This window comes from Aquibium microcysteis (assembly GCF_014495845.1).
Taxonomy (GTDB): Bacteria; Pseudomonadota; Alphaproteobacteria; order Rhizobiales; family Rhizobiaceae; genus Aquibium; species Aquibium microcysteis.
This window is the reverse complement of record NZ_CP061080.1, coordinates 4,728,892-4,745,161: the sequence shown is the minus strand read 5'-3', so window position 1 is coordinate 4,745,161 and position 16,270 is coordinate 4,728,892. Positions and strand designations below refer to the sequence as shown.

At 66.0% G+C, this 16,270-nt stretch carries 21 protein-coding genes and 1 riboswitch; of the genes, 11 read left to right on the top strand and 10 right to left on the bottom strand.

What is annotated here, in order from left to right; all coding sequences use genetic code 11:
- Window positions 1-69: 69 nt before the first annotated feature.
- Genes IAI54_RS22360 through IAI54_RS22350 form a run of 3 tightly spaced genes read right to left on the bottom strand, consistent with a single transcriptional unit; the run spans window position 70 to window position 1,688 of the window.
- Window positions 70-432 carry a response regulator gene (locus IAI54_RS22360; protein WP_187969276.1) on the bottom strand — a complete coding sequence of 121 codons (363 nt, stop codon included), beginning with the start codon at window positions 430-432 and terminating at the stop codon, window positions 70-72.
- A 57-nt stretch (window positions 433-489) separates the two neighbouring features.
- Window positions 490-1,032 (bottom strand): hypoxanthine phosphoribosyltransferase, encoded by a 543-nt coding sequence (gene hpt, locus IAI54_RS22355; protein WP_187969275.1) that lies wholly within the window; start codon window positions 1,030-1,032, stop codon window positions 490-492.
- On the bottom strand, window positions 1,032-1,688 hold the full coding sequence (locus IAI54_RS22350) for a hypothetical protein (RefSeq protein ID WP_187969274.1): 657 nt from the start codon (window positions 1,686-1,688) through the stop codon (window positions 1,032-1,034). The genes hpt and IAI54_RS22350 overlap by 1 nt, the downstream gene beginning before the upstream one ends.
- A 176-nt stretch (window positions 1,689-1,864) precedes the next feature.
- Here IAI54_RS22350 and ftsE point away from each other — a divergent pair, with 176 nt between their 5' ends.
- The 5 genes from ftsE (at window position 1,865) to IAI54_RS22325 (ending at window position 5,898) form a co-directional block, all read left to right on the top strand.
- Window positions 1,865-2,524: a cell division ATP-binding protein FtsE gene (ftsE, locus tag IAI54_RS22345; protein WP_187973306.1), complete on the top strand. Its 660-nt coding sequence runs from the start codon at window positions 1,865-1,867 to the stop codon at window positions 2,522-2,524.
- On the top strand, window positions 2,517-3,488 hold the full coding sequence (locus IAI54_RS22340; protein ID WP_420838315.1) for a cell division protein FtsX: 972 nt from the start codon (window positions 2,517-2,519) through the stop codon (window positions 3,486-3,488). The genes ftsE and IAI54_RS22340 overlap by 8 nt, the downstream gene beginning before the upstream one ends.
- 136 nt (window positions 3,489-3,624) lie before the next feature.
- Window positions 3,625-4,299: a YdcF family protein gene (locus IAI54_RS22335; protein WP_187973305.1), complete on the top strand. Its 675-nt coding sequence runs from the start codon at window positions 3,625-3,627 to the stop codon at window positions 4,297-4,299.
- 80 nt (window positions 4,300-4,379) lie between these two features.
- A complete protein-coding gene (locus IAI54_RS22330) occupies window positions 4,380-5,180 on the top strand; it encodes a lysophospholipid acyltransferase family protein (RefSeq protein ID WP_187969272.1) in 801 nt (266 codons plus the stop codon).
- 10 nt (window positions 5,181-5,190) lie between these two features.
- Entirely contained in the window at window positions 5,191-5,898 is a 708-nt protein-coding gene (locus IAI54_RS22325) for an HAD family hydrolase (protein WP_187969271.1), read from the top strand.
- Window positions 5,899-5,916: 18 nt separating this feature from the next.
- On the opposite strand, the gene IAI54_RS22320 is transcribed toward IAI54_RS22325, so the two are convergent.
- Window positions 5,917-6,438 carry a gamma-glutamylcyclotransferase gene (locus tag IAI54_RS22320; protein WP_187969270.1) on the bottom strand — a complete coding sequence of 174 codons (522 nt, stop codon included), beginning with the start codon at window positions 6,436-6,438 and terminating at the stop codon, window positions 5,917-5,919.
- Between the two features lie 65 nt (window positions 6,439-6,503).
- Here IAI54_RS22320 and IAI54_RS22315 point away from each other — a divergent pair, with 65 nt between their 5' ends.
- Window positions 6,504-7,496, top strand: coding sequence for a DUF2125 domain-containing protein (locus IAI54_RS22315; protein WP_187969269.1), 993 nt, complete (start codon window positions 6,504-6,506; stop codon window positions 7,494-7,496).
- Between the two features lie 25 nt (window positions 7,497-7,521).
- Here IAI54_RS22315 and IAI54_RS22310 read toward each other — a convergent pair whose 3' ends face one another.
- Window positions 7,522-8,457, bottom strand: coding sequence for a prephenate/arogenate dehydrogenase family protein (locus IAI54_RS22310; protein WP_187969268.1), 936 nt, complete (start codon window positions 8,455-8,457; stop codon window positions 7,522-7,524).
- 2 nt (window positions 8,458-8,459) lie between these two features.
- Window positions 8,460-9,563, bottom strand: a complete 1,104-nt coding sequence (hisC, locus tag IAI54_RS22305) for a histidinol-phosphate transaminase (protein ID WP_187969267.1) — start codon at window positions 9,561-9,563, stop codon at window positions 8,460-8,462.
- 99 nt (window positions 9,564-9,662) lie between these two features.
- A riboswitch (SAM riboswitch) is annotated at window positions 9,663-9,740 on the top strand.
- A gap of 68 nt (window positions 9,741-9,808) precedes the next feature.
- On the opposite strand from hisC, the gene metX reads away from it, so the two are divergent.
- Both metX and metW read left to right on the top strand, forming a co-directional pair.
- Window positions 9,809-10,984, top strand: coding sequence for a homoserine O-acetyltransferase MetX (gene metX / locus IAI54_RS22300; protein ID WP_187969266.1), 1,176 nt, complete (start codon window positions 9,809-9,811; stop codon window positions 10,982-10,984).
- Window positions 10,984-11,601: a methionine biosynthesis protein MetW gene (metW, locus tag IAI54_RS22295; protein ID WP_187969265.1), complete on the top strand. Its 618-nt coding sequence runs from the start codon at window positions 10,984-10,986 to the stop codon at window positions 11,599-11,601. The genes metX and metW overlap by 1 nt, the downstream gene beginning before the upstream one ends.
- Window positions 11,602-11,606: 5 nt before the next feature.
- On the opposite strand, the gene IAI54_RS22290 is transcribed toward metW, so the two are convergent.
- Both IAI54_RS22290 and IAI54_RS22285 read right to left on the bottom strand, forming a co-directional pair.
- Window positions 11,607-11,807 carry a hypothetical protein gene (locus IAI54_RS22290; RefSeq protein ID WP_187969264.1) on the bottom strand — a complete coding sequence of 67 codons (201 nt, stop codon included), beginning with the start codon at window positions 11,805-11,807 and terminating at the stop codon, window positions 11,607-11,609.
- 38 nt (window positions 11,808-11,845) lie between these two features.
- Window positions 11,846-12,601 carry a class I SAM-dependent methyltransferase gene (locus IAI54_RS22285; protein ID WP_187969263.1) on the bottom strand — a complete coding sequence of 252 codons (756 nt, stop codon included), beginning with the start codon at window positions 12,599-12,601 and terminating at the stop codon, window positions 11,846-11,848.
- Window positions 12,602-12,701: 100 nt separating this feature from the next.
- Between IAI54_RS22285 and gloB the strand changes: the two genes are divergently transcribed.
- The 3 genes from gloB to IAI54_RS22270 all read left to right on the top strand — a co-directional run bounded on the left by gloB (window position 12,702) and on the right by IAI54_RS22270 (window position 14,663).
- Entirely contained in the window at window positions 12,702-13,469 is a 768-nt protein-coding gene (gene gloB, locus IAI54_RS22280) for a hydroxyacylglutathione hydrolase (RefSeq protein WP_187969262.1), read from the top strand.
- Window positions 13,466-13,903 carry a cupin domain-containing protein gene (locus IAI54_RS22275; protein ID WP_187969261.1) on the top strand — a complete coding sequence of 146 codons (438 nt, stop codon included), beginning with the start codon at window positions 13,466-13,468 and terminating at the stop codon, window positions 13,901-13,903. Before gloB ends, IAI54_RS22275 begins: the two co-directional genes overlap by 4 nt.
- Before the next feature lie 142 nt (window positions 13,904-14,045).
- Window positions 14,046-14,663 carry a biliverdin-producing heme oxygenase gene (locus IAI54_RS22270; RefSeq protein ID WP_187969260.1) on the top strand — a complete coding sequence of 206 codons (618 nt, stop codon included), beginning with the start codon at window positions 14,046-14,048 and terminating at the stop codon, window positions 14,661-14,663.
- Window positions 14,664-14,701: 38 nt separating this feature from the next.
- Here IAI54_RS22270 and IAI54_RS22265 read toward each other — a convergent pair whose 3' ends face one another.
- The gene (locus IAI54_RS22265; protein ID WP_187969259.1) at window positions 14,702-15,376 is read right to left on the bottom strand and encodes a lysoplasmalogenase family protein; all 675 of its coding nucleotides are present in this window, start codon (window positions 15,374-15,376) and stop codon (window positions 14,702-14,704) included.
- Window positions 15,373-16,254, bottom strand: a complete 882-nt coding sequence (gene yddG, locus IAI54_RS22260) for an aromatic amino acid exporter YddG (RefSeq protein WP_187969258.1) — start codon at window positions 16,252-16,254, stop codon at window positions 15,373-15,375. Before yddG ends, IAI54_RS22265 begins: the two co-directional genes overlap by 4 nt.
- Window positions 16,255-16,270: the final 16 nt, after the last annotated feature.

Below are 16,270 nucleotides of genomic sequence, written 5' to 3'. Positions count from 1 at the left end.
CGGCGCAACGGTCTAGGACGAATAGACTGCGTCGGCAAGCGCCGCGCCCGGCGTGTATTGGGCCAGCCATCAGGCGGCGTGCTGGCGAACCTTGGTGCGGAACTGATCGAGCGTGAACGGTTTCGGCAGAACCTCACGGATGATGCTTCTGAGTTCCTCGGCCTGCTCGCGCATGTCGGCATATCCCGTCATCAGCATGATCCGCAGGCCAGGGAACAGCGCGGCCGCAGCTTTCGCCATCTCGATACCGTCCATCGCCGGCATTCGGATATCGGAAACGACGAGATCGTAGCCGCCGTTGCACCCGCGGATCCGGTCGAGGCCTGCCTCACCGTCCTCGGCGGTGTCGACCACGTGTCCGTCACGCTGGAGCGCGCGAACCGCCAGGGTCCGAACGGGTTCGTCGTCCTCGACGATCAGGATCTTGCTCATCCCGTGGTGTTCCACGCTGGGGTTGTACATCCGCCGCCACCTCGCCGTCGGGACGGGTCAGGCGTCGCCCTTCACCACGCCCACGAAGGGCAGTTCGCGGAAGGCATGTGCGACATCCATACCATAGCCCACCACGAAGTAATCCGGGCAATCGAAGCCGACATAATCGGCGGTCAGCTCCGTCTGGCGCTTGCTGTGCTTGTCGAGCAGGACAGCGATGGAAACGCTGCGCGCGCCGCGGCCGAGCATGAGTTCGCGGGTGAACTTCAGCGTCTTGCCGGACTCCAGGATGTCGTCGATCAGCAGGATGTCGCGACCTCGGACGTCGTTGTCGATGTCGCGCAGAACGCGGACCTCGCCGCTCGTCGTGCCGGCGCCATAGCTCGAAATGAAGATGAACTCGACCTCCGGCGACGCCCCGGCATCGTGCATCGCGCGTATCAGATCGGCTGCGAAAATGAACGAGCCCTTCAGGATGGAGATCACCAGCAGGTCGTTGTAGTCTCGCGAGGCGATTTCTTTCGCGAGTTCGAGATTGCGTCTCGCAATCGTCGACGCGCTGAACAGAACCTCGATCTCCTTGCCGCGCACCACAGGCATCAATCGTTCCTCTCGGCCATCTTGACGGACACCCCTGCCACCACGCCCATGGGAGCGTTCACGCGACTGGAGAACCGGTAGTGCTCGCCCGGTTCGACGAGTGCTCCCGCAGAGCCGAGTGTGTAGCGGGTCACACGGCCTGCGTCACTCATAACTTCGATGGCGAGCGTCGGCGCAATTCCGGCGGAGGAAGCAGTGTTCTCGACACTGCCGTCGACGACCACGAGCCGCCGGCCATTCCGCTCCTCCACGCCCGACGTGAGATTCGCGATGCGCATGGGCTTTTCGGCGGGCGCAGGCAGGAACGCCAACAGAGTGCCCGATAACGAATGTCCTCCCGATATCCAGAACGAGGCGGCAGCCAGCACCACTCCGAAGACCCAGAACAGCGGCCCCGCCCGCTCGCGTGGAAGGGGCGCCCCCCCGATCCGGCTCTTCAGTATGTCCATGCCTTCGGGCCGACGGGTGCTTTCGGCCCATTCGCGCTCCACGAAATGATCCGTGCGGGAAGGAATGACTTCCGACAGATGAAGGACTTCGAACTCCGCGTCCTCGATTTCATCGATCCCGTCGGCGAGGGACGGGCGGGACGACCGGATGCGATCATCCGTCATGATTTCGCCCGAGATCGGGCGGAGGTATCGCACGTCGAACATCGGGCCCGGTGGTCCTTGTGGAAACCCTTCCATGGGTTACGCGCCAATGGTTAATGTTTCGCTGCCGGATGGCAGCCTTGCCGCTTCGGCATGCAATTCCTTAACCGGCCGTTAACCATCCCGGCAGGAACGTCCCACGTTCCCCCTTGGTCCCAACCATCAAGGCTCCAGAGACAGTGATTCGGTTCGAGAACGTCGGCTTGAGGTATGGGATGGGGCCCGAGATATTGCGGGACATATCCTTCCAGATTCCGCGAGGGTCCTTCCAATTCCTCTGCGGACCGTCGGGGGCGGGCAAGACGACGCTGCTGCGACTTCTGTTCCTGTCGCTGGCGCCGACCAGAGGTCTCATAAACGTTTTCGGGAAGGATCGGACGAAAATCCTGCGAGCCGAACTACCGCTCATCCGGCGCAAGATCGGCATCGTGTTCCAGGATTTCCGTCTTCTGGACCATATGACAACCTACGAGAACGTCGCGCTTCCACTGCGCGTGCGCGGGCGCGAGGAGGCGAGTTACCGCAACGACGTCGTGGAACTGCTGAAATGGGTCGGTCTCGGGGACAGGCTGCACGTTCTGCCGCCGGTCCTGTCGGGAGGAGAAAAGCAGCGGGCCGCCATCGCGCGGGCGCTGATCGAACAGCCCGAAATACTGCTTGCCGACGAGCCGACCGGCAACGTCGATCCGACGCTCGCGCGCCGGCTCCTGCGGCTCTTCATCGAACTGAACCGATCCGGCACCGCGGTGGTCATCGCCACGCACGACCTCCACCTGATGGATCAAGTGGAAGCTCGCCGGATGGTGCTTGCGGAGGGCCGGCTCGATGTCCATGACTGACGCGCCGCCGGCCATCCCGCGCAACGGGACGAGCGCCAGGACCTGGCGCCGCGCGACATCCATCGTTCCTCCGCGGAGCGTGGCCGGTCACGCGCTGGTCATCGTGATCGCGATCATGACCTTTCTTTCCTGCCTGACCCTCGGCGCCGTCACGCTGGTGCGCGACACGGCGAGTGTATGGCAGACCCAGATCGCCCGCGAGGCGACCATCCAGATCAAGCCCGACGACGGATTCGACATGGATACGGCGCTGACGCAGGCTCAGGCGATTGCCAGCGGCTTCGGCGGGGTGAGGTCCGCCTCGATCGTCGACAGCGCCGCAACGGCCAGACTTCTCGAACCCTGGCTCGGAGCGGGATTGGACATCGCGGAACTGCCCGTACCGCGGCTCGTCATCGTCACCATCGACGAGGACGCGCCGCCGGATTTCGCAGCGATGCGCCAGGCACTGCGCGCGGCCATTCCGAACGTCAGCCTGGACGACCACCGCAACTGGGTCGACCGTCTGGTCTCGATGGCGCGCACGACGGTGCTCATCGGCATCGCCATTCTGGTGCTGATGCTCTCTGCCACCGTTCTCACGGTCGTCTTCGCTACCCGCGGCGCCATGGCAGGCAACGGGCCCGTCATCGAAGTGCTGCATTTCGTGGGGGCGGAGTCGCAGTTCATCGCGGCCGAGTTCCGTCGCCACTTCCTCTGGATCGGGCTCAAGGGGGCGGCCGCGGGAGGCCTCGCAGCCATCATCGTCTTCGTGATGTTCGCCTGGTGGTCGTCGCGCAACATGGCGACGCCGGAGGCCGATCAGGCGACGGCGCTTTTCGGCAACTTCGTCATCGGCACGACGGGATATGTCGGCGTCCTGTTCATCCTGGCGCTGGTCGCCGGACTGACGGCGGCTACCACTCACGTCACCGTCGTGGCGCGGCTGAACAGCATCGATATCGGCCGGACCGACCATGACTAGACCGGAGCCTCGCTCGCCGACGAGCGATGCCAGCGCGGCTCGGAACCTCAAGGGGGTCGCCTCTCTATCGATCGCCCCAATTGCAGGATATGAAAGATCATCGCGCGACGACGGAAAGGGTGGCGGCGACTGCGCAATGAATTCGGATCGGGCCGACAAACGCGAATTCCGGCTTGCCCGGCTCGGCTGGCTGAGCCGAACGATCTTCGCTGTCTCCGCGGTAGCCGGCCTCGCCTTCGTGGCCGGATTCGGCCTGTTCGCCGACCGGATCGGTCGTCTCGAAACGCCGAGCGATCCGCCCGGAGCCGATGCCATCATCGTGCTGACCGGCGGCCAGTTCCGCCTCGACGCCGCCGTGGAGCTGCTTCGATCCGGAAAGGGCCAGCGCCTGCTCATCAGCGGGGTCAATCCGGTCGCTCGTGACTCCGAGCTCAAGGCGGTGATGGGCGCAGACGATCGACTGTTCTCCTGCTGCATCGACATCGACCGGGCGGCCATAGATACGGTCGGCAATGCTGCCGAGAGCGCCAAGTGGGTGAACGAGCACGCCTACACGTCCATCATTCTCGTCACCAACAACTACCATATGCCGCGCAGCCTGCTGGAGATGCGGCGACTGCTGAAGACCACCGATGTACGCCCGTATCCGGTGGTGAACAGCCGCCTCGACGACGGGAGCTGGCTGGTCAAGCCCGACGCCGTCCGCGTGCTGTTCACCGAGTACACGAAATTCCTCACGGCGCTCGCCCGCAGCCCCTTCGCCGGGGGACCCGAGCAGGCCGCTCAGACCCGCAGTGCGAACGCACGCTGAGCCCGCCGGACGCTGTCGAGGTTTCCCTTTCCCGGACCCGGTGCTAGGTACGGCCGCTCAACCTTGCGCGGCGCCCCCTGATGCTCGTTCTCCGATCGTTTGCCTACAACGTCGTCTTCTACGTCAACCTGATCGTCCAGATGCTGTTCTGGACGCCGTTCTACTTCCTGGCACCGCGCCATCTCGCCTGGTTCGTCCCGAAATTCTGGTCGCGGTCGAGCCTGTGGCTGCAGACGGCGATCGTCGGGACCCGTTTCGAGATCACAGGGTTGGAGAACCTTCCGGACGGCCCGTTCATCCTCGCACCGAAGCACCAGTCGTTCTGGGACGCGATCGCGTTCTTCCCCTACCTTCGCGATCCGCTCTACATCCTGAAGCGGGAACTGATGTGGATCCCCTTCTTCGGCTGGTACGTCGCGAAGATGCGCATGGTACCGGTGAACCGCGGAAAACGGTCGGCAGCGCTGAAGGCCGTGGTGGCGCGCACGCGCAAGGAGATGGAACAGGATCGGCAGCTGATCATCTATCCCGAGGGAACACGCAGGGCCCCCGGTGCCGCTCCCGAGTACAAATGGGGCATCGTGGAGCTCTACACCCAGCTGGGTATGCCGGTGGTTCCCGTGGCGCATGTCGCAGGGCTCTACTGGCCCCGCCGCAAGTTCATGCGCTATCCCGGCACCATCAAGGCACGCTTCCTGCCGCCCATTCCGCCGGGCCTGCCCAAGGAGGAATTCATGCGCCGCCTGATCGCCGAGACCGAGACGGTGGTCGACGAACTGCTCGTGGATGCCGCTTCCGGACCCGATGCGCCGGATCTGCCCGAGTCCGCGCGCGAGCGCCTCGCCGCGCTCGGCCATCCGGTGGCCAGAAGCGCCCGCTAGGCCGCACAGGATGTCCTCCTCGCGCCGCCTGACCACCGTCGGTTTCGATGCGGACGACACGCTCTGGCAGAACGAACGTTTCTTCCGGATCACGGAACGCCATTTCGCGGAACTGCTGTCCGACCATGCGGATCACGATCACCTGTCCGAGCGCCTGCTCGAGGCAGAGAAGCGAAACCTCCGGCTCTATGGCTTCGGGGTCAAGGGCTTCACTCTGTCGATGATCGAGACGGCGATCGAGGTGACCGAGGGGCGCGTTCCGGCCCGCACCATCGAGTTGATCCTCCAGGCAGGACGCGACATGCTCTCGCATCCGGTGGAGACCTTGCCCGGCGTTCGCGAGACGCTGGAGCGCATCGCCGGCACGCACACGATCCTCCTGATCACCAAGGGCGATCTGTTCGACCAGGAGCGAAAGCTGGCGCAGTCGGGGCTCGGCGAACTGTTCGACGGCGTGGAGATCGTCAGCGACAAGACGCGGACGACCTACGAGCGCATCTTCGCGCAGCATGGCGACGGTGCCGCACGGGCCATGATGGTCGGCAATTCGCTGAAGTCCGACGTCGTGCCCGCAATCGATGCGGGCGGCTGGGGCGTGCACGTTCCACACGAGCTGACCTGGGTGCTGGAGCATGTCGAGCCGCCGACGGAACACCCGCGCTTCCTCGCCATCGATCATCTCGGAGAACTCTCGGCGATCGTGGAAGCGATCGGCTGATCGAGCCGGGCGGGAGGCTCAGGTTCTGCCGAGACGCTCTGCCACATCCTCGAGCCAGTGATCCCGGATGCCGAGCGCGCGCAGATGCGCCACGGTGTTCAGGACGTACTCCTCGTTGGGTCCCGACTTCCCCACGGCGCCACGGACATGCGCGGCCGCCTCCTCGGGATGCAGTGCGCAGGCATATTGCTCGTGCCTTCGATCGACGACGTAAGACACGGCTTCAACCCGCTCGCCTGAGGAGAGGCTGATCGGCAGGAGCCTCTCACGGTAGACATGGGTGACCAGTTCGCGTTCGCGCAGATAGTCCATGACCTCGCCGCGCAGTTCTCCCGGCACCTGAAACGCAAGGCCGATGCAGGAGCCGCCGCGGTCGAGGCCCAGGACCAGGCCGGGCCGTTCCGGCGTTCCGCGGTGGACGAAGGAGCGGACGCAGAGCGCGCGCCTGAAGCCGTGGACGCGTGCACGGACAGTGCGGATGTGGGCAAAACCGGGCCGCCATATCAGCGAACCATAGCCGAACACCCAAAAATCGCCCATATGGAAAGCCTATTCGAGGAGCGAGCCGATTGTCGCCGGCGGCGAGGGGTAACGAGGTCGACCACATGACGTCAAGTGAATCGCCGGAGCGTGGCAGCCGCAAGTTCCTCTGGCTCAGCCTGGGCATCGTCGTGGCGATCGCGGCCTATAGCGCAGGCTGGTTCTACGTCGGCGGCCGGATCGAGCGCAGCGTCGACGAAACGGTTCGGCAGGCGATCGCCGACGGCGGCGAGGCCACCTGCACCGGGCGCGAGGCACGCGGCTTCCCCTTCCGTTTCGGTCTGTTCTGCGACACCGTCACTTTCTCCGATGCCCCCGGCGGTGTGATCGTCGAGGGGAGCGGACTGCGTACGGCCTCGCAGGTCTATGATCCCTGGCGGATCGTCGGAGAACTCGACGACCTCAAGCTGCGCCTCGCCGGCGACAGCGGCAGCCTCGGCGTCACCGGCAATGACGTCCGCTTTTCCGCGTCGCTGGACGACCCGCTGCCGCAACGCGCGTCCATGACGCTGGCAGATCTGAGCGTCGAAGCTCCGTTCGCGGGCGAGAAGGTATCGACCGTACTCAAAGCGCTCGCCGGAGAGGCGCACATGCGCCAGCGCGAAGGCGACCTCGACCTGTTCATCCAGGGGCGCACTCTACGCGTGTCTCCACCCGGACTCGGCACCGGCCTAGACCTGTCGCGGGTCGAACTCGATCTGACCGTGCAGGATGGCGTTCGCCTTGCCGACGCTTCTTCCGAGAGCCTTCGGGGCGCCAGTTTCGTCCTGCGGTCGGCATCCGCCTTCTTTACCGAGGAGGCCCGGATCAGCCTGTCGGGACCGCTCGCGATCGGACAAGACGGACTGATCGACGCCAGGCTGGAAGTCGAAATGAACCGGCCGGCGGAGGTCGGCGAAGCGCTGGCGGCGGCGATGCCCGATCAGGCCGACCAGATCCGTTCCGCCATGGCGGGGCTCGCAATGCTCGGGAACGCGGCTGCACTTCCGCTGCGGATCGAGAAGGGCCGGGCGCGCATCGCCTTCATCCAGCTCGGCCAGTTGCCGGCTCTCGACTGACCCGTCGCTCGCCGGGCGCGCCCATTCAGCCTTTTTCCGAATGCGCCACGACCTGGCGGCCGAAATCCGGTGCGTCGACTTCCTGACCTGCCTCGATGATCGAGCGGCGGATGGCACGGGTGCGGGTGAAGAGATCGAAGAGCTTGTCTCCATCCCCCCACCGTACCGCCCGTTGCAGCGAGGCGAGATCCTCCGAGAACCGTGCCAGCATCTCGAGGATGGCGTCACGGTTGTGCAGGCAGACGTCGCGCCACATCGTGGGGTCCGAGGCAGCCAGGCGGGTGAAGTCGCGAAAGCCCGACGCCGAGTACTTGATCACTTCCGACTTCGTCACCGTTTCCAGATCGTCGGCAGTGCCGACGATGTTGTAGGCGATGATGTGCGGCAGGTGCGACACGATCGCCAGCACCATGTCGTGGTGATTGGGGTCCATCGTGTCGATGTTCGAACCGCAACGGCGCCAGAAGGCGGCGAGTCGTGCAACCGCTGCCTCGTCCGTGCCGGGCAGCGGCGTCAGGATGCACCACCGGTTCTCGAAAAGCGAGGCGAAGCCCGCGTCGGGACCGGAGCGCTCCGTGCCCGCGATCGGATGACCGGGAATGAAATGCACGTTGGCCGGAACCTCCGGCGCCATCTGGGCGATCACCGACGCCTTCGTCGAACCGACATCGGTGAGGATCGCTCCCGGCTTCAAAACCGGGCCGATCGTCTTCGCAACGTCGCCGGAGGAACCGACCGGGACCGAAACGACGACGAGATCGGCGTCTGCGACCGCGTCTCGCGGATCGAGGTGGTACGCGTCACCCAGTCCAAGCTCGCGTGCCCGCTCCAGGGTCGCAGGACTGCGGGTCGAGATCGCGAGGCTCCCGGCCAGGCCTTCGCGTCGGACGACGCGGGCGAGCGAAGAACCGATCAGGCCGATACCGATCAGCGCTACGCGTTCAAACAGGGGTTCGGCCATGGTCAGGTCTTCAGGAACTCGGCGAGAGCGGCCACGACGCCGCGATTGGCCTCTTCCGTCCCGATGGTCATGCGCAGGGCGTTGGGGAAACCGTAGCCGGTGACACGGCGCAGGATGTAGCCACGCTGCGTCAAATACTCGTCCGCCGCCGCGGCCGAATGGCGATCGCCGTCGTTGAAATGGACGAGCACGAAATTGCCGACGCTGGGGGTGACGCGCAGGCCGAGCCCGGTCAGTTCCTGCGTCACCCAGGCAAGCCACCGGTCATTGTGGGCGACGGCCGCCTCGACATGGGCTCGGTCCTTCATCGCCGCGACGCCCGCCTCCAGGGCGGCCGCGTTGACGTTGAACGGGCCGCGCACCCGGTTCAGCGCGTCGATGATTTCGGCCGGAGCATAGATCCAGCCGATCCGGGCACCGCCGAGTCCGTGGATCTTCGAGAAGGTGCGCGTCATGACGACGTTGTGCGAGGACGAGACGAGTTCGATGCCGGACTCGTAGTCGTTGCGCCGGACATATTCGGCGTAGGCCGCATCGAGCACCAGCAGCACGTGCTTCGGCAGGCCGGCATGCAGCCGCCGCACCTCGTCGAAGGGAATGTAGGTGCCGGTGGGGTTGTTCGGATTGGCCAGGAAGACGATCTTCGTCTTCGGCGTCACCGCCGCCAGGATGGCGTCGACGTCGGCGGTCTCGCCCGTCTCCTTCACCGAGACCGGAACCGCGCTCGCAGCCTGGGTGTAGATGCGGTAGACGAGGAATCCGTGTTCCGTGAAGATCGCCTCGTCGCCTGGCTGGAGATAGGTCAGCGCGAGCAGGCCCAGCACCTCGTCGGAACCGTTCGAGCACAGGATGTTGGCCGGGTTCAGCCCATGCGCTTCGGCGATGGCCTCACGCAGCTTCGTCGAGGAGCCGTCCGGATAGTATTCGAGCCGTGCGGCGACATCGCGAACGGCCTCGATCGCCTTCGGCGACGGACCAAGCGGACTTTCATTGGAAGAGAGCTTGTGCACCTTGGCCACGCCCGCCGGAGCAGCGCTCTTGCCCGGTACATAAGCCGCTATGTCCAACACGCCGGGTTTGGGCTGCGGGCGCTGAAGCTCGGTCATGATCGGGTGTCCTGTAGGCTTGGGGCGATCGCCCCGGAATGCGCGGCCTGCTCTAGCAAAGCTTTGTCATTGACGCAAAGGCCTGCGAGGGATATTGAGCCACCACGTCGTGGTGATTTGGCCGGTCGGCTTGCAGCCACGTTAAACAACTCGCTAAAGGGCCGATTGCGCGTCTCGTGACCGGCCTTGCACCCCGCAACGCCGGTTTTTTGTCGTGCGGAGCCCGACCGGGGAAAGAAGGGACCATGGCCGCCGAGCGCGCCCGCATCGCGAACAACGAAGCCAACGAACCGTCGAGCAAGGTCGTCCGGTTCGGTGAGGACATGCCGCTGAAGCTCGATTCCGGAAAGGTGCTGTCGCCCTTCCAGATCGCCTACCAGACCTACGGCGAACTCAACGCCGCCCGGTCGAACGCGGTCCTGATCTGCCACGCGCTGACCGGCGACCAGCACGTCGCCAACGACAATCCCGTGACGGGCAAGCCCGGCTGGTGGGAGGTCCTGATCGGCCCCGGCAAGGTGATCGACACCAACCGCTTCTTCGTCATCTGCTCCAACGTGCTCGGCGGCTGCCTCGGCTCGACGGGACCGGCGACGATCAATCCCCACACCGGCCGGCCCTGGGGCCTCGACATGCCGGTGGTCACCATCGGCGACATGGTGCGCGCACAGGTCATGCTGGTCGACCATCTCGGCATCGACCGGCTGTTTTCCGTGATCGGCGGGTCCATGGGCGGCATGCAGGTGCTGCAGTGGGCGTCGAGCCATCCCGAGCGCGTCCACACCGCATTGCCGATCGCCACCGGGGCGCGCCATTCCTCTCAGAACATCGCTTTCCACGAGGTCGGTCGCCAGGCCGTGATGGCCGATCCCGACTGGCGCGGCGGGCGTTACATCGAGGCGGGCACGCGTCCCGAAAAGGGGCTCGCAGTGGCCCGCATGGCCGCGCACATCACCTATCTTTCCGAGGCCGCGCTGCACCGCAAGTTCGGGCGCAACCTTCAGGATCGCGCCGCCCTGACCTTCGGCTTCGATGCCGACTTCCAGATCGAAAGCTACCTGCGCCACCAGGGCATGAGCTTCGTCGACCGCTTCGACGCGAACTCCTACCTCTACATGACCCGGGCGATGGACTATTTCGACCTCGCCGCCGACCATGGCGGGCGCCTGGCCGATGCCTTCCGCGGCACGAGCACGCGCTTCTGCCTCGTCTCCTTCACGAGCGACTGGCTGTTTCCGACCGAGGAAAGCCGGTCGATCGTCCATGCGCTCAACGCCGCCGGTGCTTCGGTGTCGTTCGTCGAGATCGAGACCGACCGCGGCCACGACGCTTTCCTGCTCGACGAGCCGGAACTCTTCTCGGCCATCGACGGCTTCCTGCGCTCTGCCGCCCGCGCGCGCGGACTGGAGGAACTTTCCTGATGAGCGTCAACAGCAACGGACCGCGCATCGACCTCCAGCTGATCGCAGGCTTCATCAGACCGAGAGCGCGCGTGCTCGACGTCGGCTGCGGCGACGGCGAATTGCTCGCCTATCTGGAGCAGGACAAGCAGGTCGACGGACGCGGCGTGGAGATTTCCCAGCGCGGCGTCAACGAATGCGTGGCACGCGGCCTGTCGGCCATCCAGGGAGATGCGGACACCGACCTCGTCTTCTACCCGGACAAAGGATTTGACTACGTGATCCTGTCGCAGACGCTGCAGGCGACCCGCAACCCGCGCGAGGTGCTGAAACAGCTTCTGCGGATCGGCGAGCGCGCCATCGTGTCCTTCCCGAACTTCGGCTACTGGAGGGTCCGGTTTTCGCTCCTGTTTCGCGGCCGGATGCCGGTCACGCGCGACCTGCCCTACAGCTGGTACGACACGCCGAACATCCATTTCTGCACGATCCGGGATTTCGTGGCGCTTTGCCAGGAGGTGGGCGCGACTGTCGAGAGCGCCATGGCACTCGATCGCGACGGCCATCCGATCGGTGTCTCGATGCCCTGGTGGTTCTGGAATCTGTTCGGCCAGCAGGCCGTGTTCGTGCTGAAGCGTTAGCTTCGTCAGGCTGCCCGGCGGGATGGCTGGACTGCGCCGTCCACCTCCAGGAAGCACTCGTGCAGGAGGTCGAGGTCGACCGGGACGATCTGGCTCAGCTTCACGTCGAGTTCGTCGAGACAGTAGCCCCCGGCGACGAGTTCGCGCACCAGCTGGCGCAGCAGCGTCGGGTCGTCCAGTCGCGTGATTTCGTTCGTCTTCGCCATGCCCCACCCCCGTCGGATGATGCCGGGACTGTGCGCCTTCACGGTAAATTCCCGGTTAAGGTCGGCCCTCTGGCAGCCCCCTGCGGCGCGAGAACCGGAACGAAGACGCGGCGCGAAGCGCGCTGCGCGACCGGCAGGCCCTGGTAGAGCCGCTTCTGTGCCTCCACGATCAGGACGCCGCAGAACATTGGCCAGAAGCGCCGTCCGGTGCGCTCGATGATCTGGTGAGCCCGCAGCACCCAGCGGCTGCGCGACGGCGGAAACAGAAGCGCCTCCGCCCAGGAGGCCGGCGTGAAGTTGGTCTCCCGCAGCAACGAGAGCAGCTGGCCCCGTGACCAGGGGCGTCCGGTGCCGAAAGGTGTATGCTCGAAGCGGGCCCAGACGCCACGGCGGTTGGGCACCACGATGATCAGCCGCCCGCCCGGTGCCAGCACCCGCCAGATTTCCATCAGTGTCTCGCGCGGGTTTTCGGCATGCTCGAGCGCGTGTACCAGAAGCATGCGGTCGATGGAGGAATCGAACAGCGGCAACTCCTCGTCGAAGACGAGCGCGGTTGCCGACGGGCCGTGCGGCGGCCAGTTAATCGCTCCCTGGGCTGCGGGCATGAAGGAGAAGACCCGCTCCGCCTCGGTGCCGAAACGATCGAGCCACGGCAAGGTGTAGCCGAGGCCGACCAGACGCTCGTTCGGCAGCGTCGACCAGATGCTGGACAGCGCCATGGCGATCGACCGCTCCGCCAGCCGACCGAGGGTCGTCGAGTAGAAGGCGCGGAGATCGACGATGTCGGTGTGCATGGCGCGCACGCTAGTCGTACCGCCGCGACATCGCAAGGAAAGGGTGGCGAAGCCCTGCGCGGCGCCCTATCGTGTCTGCGCAGCACGAATGAGGTAGGGAATGACCCTGGAAATCGAACAGTTCATGTGCCGGAGCGACAATTTCGGCGTGCTCGCGCGCGATCCGTCGACCGGCGAGACTGCCATCATCGATGCGCCGGAGGTCGGCCCCATTCTTGCGGCCATCGAGCGGACCGGCTGGACACCGACGGTCATCCTGACGACCCACCACCACCCGGACCACGTCGAGGGCAACCTGGCGCTCAAGGAGAAGTTCGGGCTGACGATCATCGGCCCCGAATCGGAAGCGGCCCGCATTCCCGGCATCGATCGCACGGTTCGGGACGGCGAGACATTCCGGTTCGGCAGCGGGACGGTCGGAGTCATCGAGACTCCAGGCCATACGGCTGGTCATGTCTGCTATAATTTTGCGGACTCCCACGTCGCGTTCACCGGCGACACGCTGTTCTCGCTCGGCTGCGGGCGCCTGTTCGAGCGAAAGGCACCGGACATGTTCGCCTCGCTGAAGAAGCTCACGGCACTGCCACTGGAGACGATCGTCTATTGCGGCCACGAATACACGCAGTCGAATGCGCGCTTCGCGCTCGGCATCGATCCCACCAATTCCGCGCTGAAGACACGCGCGGCAGAGGTCGACCGGCTCCGGGCGCTTGGCCTGCCGACCTTGCCGACGACGTTGATGCAGGAGATGGCCACGAACCCCTTCCTGCGGGCGCACGACCCGGTCATACGCCGCAACCTCGGGATGGAAGCAGCAACCGACGAGGCTGTTTTCGCCGAGATCCGCAAGCGCAAGGACATCGCATGAGCGGCCGCGGCAGCGAGGCGGGTCGGATCATCGAGGCGCTCGGCCTACAGCCGCATCCCGAAGGCGGATGGTACGCGGAGACGTTTCGCGATTCGGCGGGCGGGCCGCGCGGACACTCGACCGCGATCTATTTCCTGCTGGAGCGCGGACAGGTTTCCCACTGGCATCTGGTGAAGGATGCCGTCGAGGTCTGGCACTACCATGCTGGCGCACCGCTCGAACTGTCGATCTCGGTCGACGGCGCCAACGTCGAGCGGATGACGCTCGGCCCGGACATCCTGTCCGGCCAGCGACCGCAGGGCATCGTCCCGGCCGCCGTCTGGCAGTCGGCACGGAGCCTCGGCGACTGGACGCTCGTGGGATGTACCGTCGCCCCCGGCTTCGACTTCGCTTCGTTCCAACTGGCACCGCCCGGTTGGGCGCCCCGGCGGTAGCCGCCGTCGGGAGATCAGGCGGCCCCCCGCCGGTGGCTCGTCAGTGACGGAGGGCGCTCGCCGCTGCTCGGAAAAGCGAACCCCGAAACTTCACAGGATCCGAGCACAATCACGGTCCGCCAGGAACTCAGATGGGCCCCGAATGACGACGGACACGAAAACCTGGGCTGGAGCGGGGGACCAGGGGACCGCCCGCGCAAGGCTCCTCAGGGCGGCGACGGGCCAGTCGCATAGCCGGCTGGACCAGGCAATCACAGACAAGCAACCTTTCCGCAACGTGGAGCGGTACGGCCGCCTTCTCTTGATGCAGCATGCATTTCACCGCTCGATCGAGCCACTCTACGACGACGCCCGCCTGAACGTGCTTCTGCCCGGGCTGAGAGAAAGACGGCGGCTCCCGATGATCCTGCTGGATATGGCGGATCTCCGTGTTCGACAGCCGGACGGTGGCCAGTATCCGGCCGTTGCGAACGCAGCGCCCGCCGATGTCGCCACCGCGCTCGGCTGGCTCTACGTGGCGGAAGGATCCAACCTCGGCGCAGCGGTGCTGCTCAAGGAGGCGGCGAAGCTGGGCCTCTCGGAAAGGTTCGGCGCGCGGCATCTGGCCGACACCGCTGACGGTCGCGGCCGACACTGGCGGATCTTCACGACCGCACTCGACGCGGTACATCTCACCGACGGTGAAGAGGCTCTCGTGATCGCGGGTGCGCAGGCGGCCTTCGAGCGGGTGCACGGTCTCGTGATGGACATGTTCGCGTGACACTGCGGCGCACGGTCCGCGCTGCCAAAGGTTGCGCCTCACCGGTCGAGGAGAAACCCCAGCGTGATCGCTGCCTGGGCGGCATAGTAGAGCACCCAGACGGCAGGCGCGACGACGGACTGGCGCGGTGACTCCGCCGGGATGAGGAAGCGGCCGGCGGCGAGGACGGCGTCGGAGGCCATGAAGAGGAGCGCGCCCGCGATCACCGCGACGGACGAGAGCGTGGCGGCGGCGAGCCCCATGGCCAGGATGGCAGCGACGTAGACACCGACCGGGAGGACGAGTTCGCGGGGCAGCGCCGGCCGGAGCCGAAGGTATGTGCCGATCGCGAAGGCCGCGATCGTCGCCGCCAGGACGAGGCGCAGCGGCTCGTCCGCGAAGGCGTCGAGACCGCTTCCGGCCATGCCGAACAGGACGACGTAGACGAGATGCGCGACCAGGAAGGCGGCGAGGCCGGCAAGGAAGGCCCGATCGCCGTCCTCCGCCAGGAAGAGGTCGCCGAGCGCGGACAGAAACAGCGCGGCCGCCAGCAGCGCCGGGCCCTCCGCGACCAGCACCAGAACGCCGAGGAGCGCGACCGACGCGGTCTTCACCGTCGTCCGCCTGAACGAGGGCGGGCGCCTCGCCATCGCGAGATAGAGCGCGGCCGCGATCGCCGACAGCACGAGCGTGCCGTTCTGGGTCGCCTCGATGCCGCCCGGGAACGGCATCATTCGGCGGACGCCTTCGGACGCGACAGGATCATGTTCTTGGCAGCGAGCGCGGCACCGGCCGTGATCAGCAGACAGGCCGCCAGGATGGACAGCGTCGGCTCGGCGAAGCCGAAGACGATCAGCACCAGCGTCGAAAGCAGCGGCGCCGCGTAGCTTGCGGCTCCGAGCACCTGGATGTTGCCGCGCTTGACGCCGTGGTCCCATGCGTAAAAGGCGGCACCGACCGGCAGAAGGCCGAGGCCGATCACCGCGAGCCACTCGCCCGCGCCTTGCGGCCAGACCGTCTCCTCCATCGCCAGATGACAGAGAAGCGACAGAACCGCCGTCGCGGCGCAGAACCAGGTGACCGTGCGGGTCGGGACAGACTGGAAGCGGCGCGACAGCAGCGAGTAGGACGACCACAGCAGCGCGCAGACGCCGGCCATGCCATAGCCATAGGCGTAGCGCACGTCGAATTCGAAGCCGCCGCCCCGGCTGACGATCAGTGCCGTGCCGGCAAGGCCCATCAGGGCGCCCGCCAGATGGTGCCAGCCCAGCCTCTCCCCCGGCATCAGCGCCGATCCGAGCACGATCAGGAGGGGCCAGAGATAGGCGATCAGGCTCGCCTCCACCGCGGGCGCGTTGCGGAGCGCCGTGAAGTAGAAGAAGTGGTAGCCGAAGAGGCCGCCGATCCCGACCAACCAGACGACCGGTGGTATCGATACGCGCTCGACGGGCGTCGCCGACAGGCCGCGAGCGGCGAAGCCGACCGCCGCACCGATGGCGAAGGTCATGGCCGAGAGCTGGAAGGGGGGCACAGCACCCGAGGCGTCGGTGAAGAGCGCGAGCAGCGCCCACATCATCACCGCCGAAAAGCCGATCAACGTCGCCCGCGCCATTCCCGCCGCTCCCCGC

What these genes read in the sequence shown, in the direction of transcription:
- IAI54_RS22320 (WP_187969270.1), bottom strand. Translation starts at nt 6,438, where the DNA reads ATGGGCGATTTTTGGGTGTTCGGCTATGGTTCGCTGATATGGCGGCCC.
- IAI54_RS22315 (WP_187969269.1), top strand. Translation starts at nt 6,504, where the DNA reads ATGACGTCAAGTGAATCGCCGGAGCGTGGCAGCCGCAAGTTCCTCTGG.
- metW (WP_187969265.1), top strand. Translation starts at nt 10,984, where the DNA reads ATGAGCGTCAACAGCAACGGACCGCGCATCGACCTCCAGCTGATCGCA.
- hisC (WP_187969267.1), bottom strand. Translation starts at nt 9,563, where the DNA reads ATGACCGAGCTTCAGCGCCCGCAGCCCAAACCCGGCGTGTTGGACATA.
- IAI54_RS22290 (WP_187969264.1), bottom strand. Translation starts at nt 11,807, where the DNA reads ATGGCGAAGACGAACGAAATCACGCGACTGGACGACCCGACGCTGCTG.
- IAI54_RS22340 (WP_420838315.1), top strand. Translation starts at nt 2,517, where the DNA reads ATGACTGACGCGCCGCCGGCCATCCCGCGCAACGGGACGAGCGCCAGG.
- IAI54_RS22335 (WP_187973305.1), top strand. Translation starts at nt 3,625, where the DNA reads ATGAATTCGGATCGGGCCGACAAACGCGAATTCCGGCTTGCCCGGCTC.
- hpt (WP_187969275.1), bottom strand. Translation starts at nt 1,032, where the DNA reads ATGCCTGTGGTGCGCGGCAAGGAGATCGAGGTTCTGTTCAGCGCGTCG.
- IAI54_RS22275 (WP_187969261.1), top strand. Translation starts at nt 13,466, where the DNA reads ATGAGCGGCCGCGGCAGCGAGGCGGGTCGGATCATCGAGGCGCTCGGC.
- IAI54_RS22270 (WP_187969260.1), top strand. Translation starts at nt 14,046, where the DNA reads ATGACGACGGACACGAAAACCTGGGCTGGAGCGGGGGACCAGGGGACC.
- IAI54_RS22285 (WP_187969263.1), bottom strand. Translation starts at nt 12,601, where the DNA reads ATGCACACCGACATCGTCGATCTCCGCGCCTTCTACTCGACGACCCTC.
- IAI54_RS22265 (WP_187969259.1), bottom strand. Translation starts at nt 15,376, where the DNA reads ATGATGCCGTTCCCGGGCGGCATCGAGGCGACCCAGAACGGCACGCTC.
- IAI54_RS22330 (WP_187969272.1), top strand. Translation starts at nt 4,380, where the DNA reads ATGCTCGTTCTCCGATCGTTTGCCTACAACGTCGTCTTCTACGTCAAC.
- gloB (WP_187969262.1), top strand. Translation starts at nt 12,702, where the DNA reads ATGACCCTGGAAATCGAACAGTTCATGTGCCGGAGCGACAATTTCGGC.
- IAI54_RS22325 (WP_187969271.1), top strand. Translation starts at nt 5,191, where the DNA reads ATGTCCTCCTCGCGCCGCCTGACCACCGTCGGTTTCGATGCGGACGAC.
- metX (WP_187969266.1), top strand. Translation starts at nt 9,809, where the DNA reads ATGGCCGCCGAGCGCGCCCGCATCGCGAACAACGAAGCCAACGAACCG.
- IAI54_RS22310 (WP_187969268.1), bottom strand. Translation starts at nt 8,457, where the DNA reads ATGGCCGAACCCCTGTTTGAACGCGTAGCGCTGATCGGTATCGGCCTG.
- yddG (WP_187969258.1), bottom strand. Translation starts at nt 16,254, where the DNA reads ATGGCGCGGGCGACGTTGATCGGCTTTTCGGCGGTGATGATGTGGGCG.
- IAI54_RS22360 (WP_187969276.1), bottom strand. Translation starts at nt 432, where the DNA reads ATGAGCAAGATCCTGATCGTCGAGGACGACGAACCCGTTCGGACCCTG.
- IAI54_RS22350 (WP_187969274.1), bottom strand. Translation starts at nt 1,688, where the DNA reads ATGTTCGACGTGCGATACCTCCGCCCGATCTCGGGCGAAATCATGACG.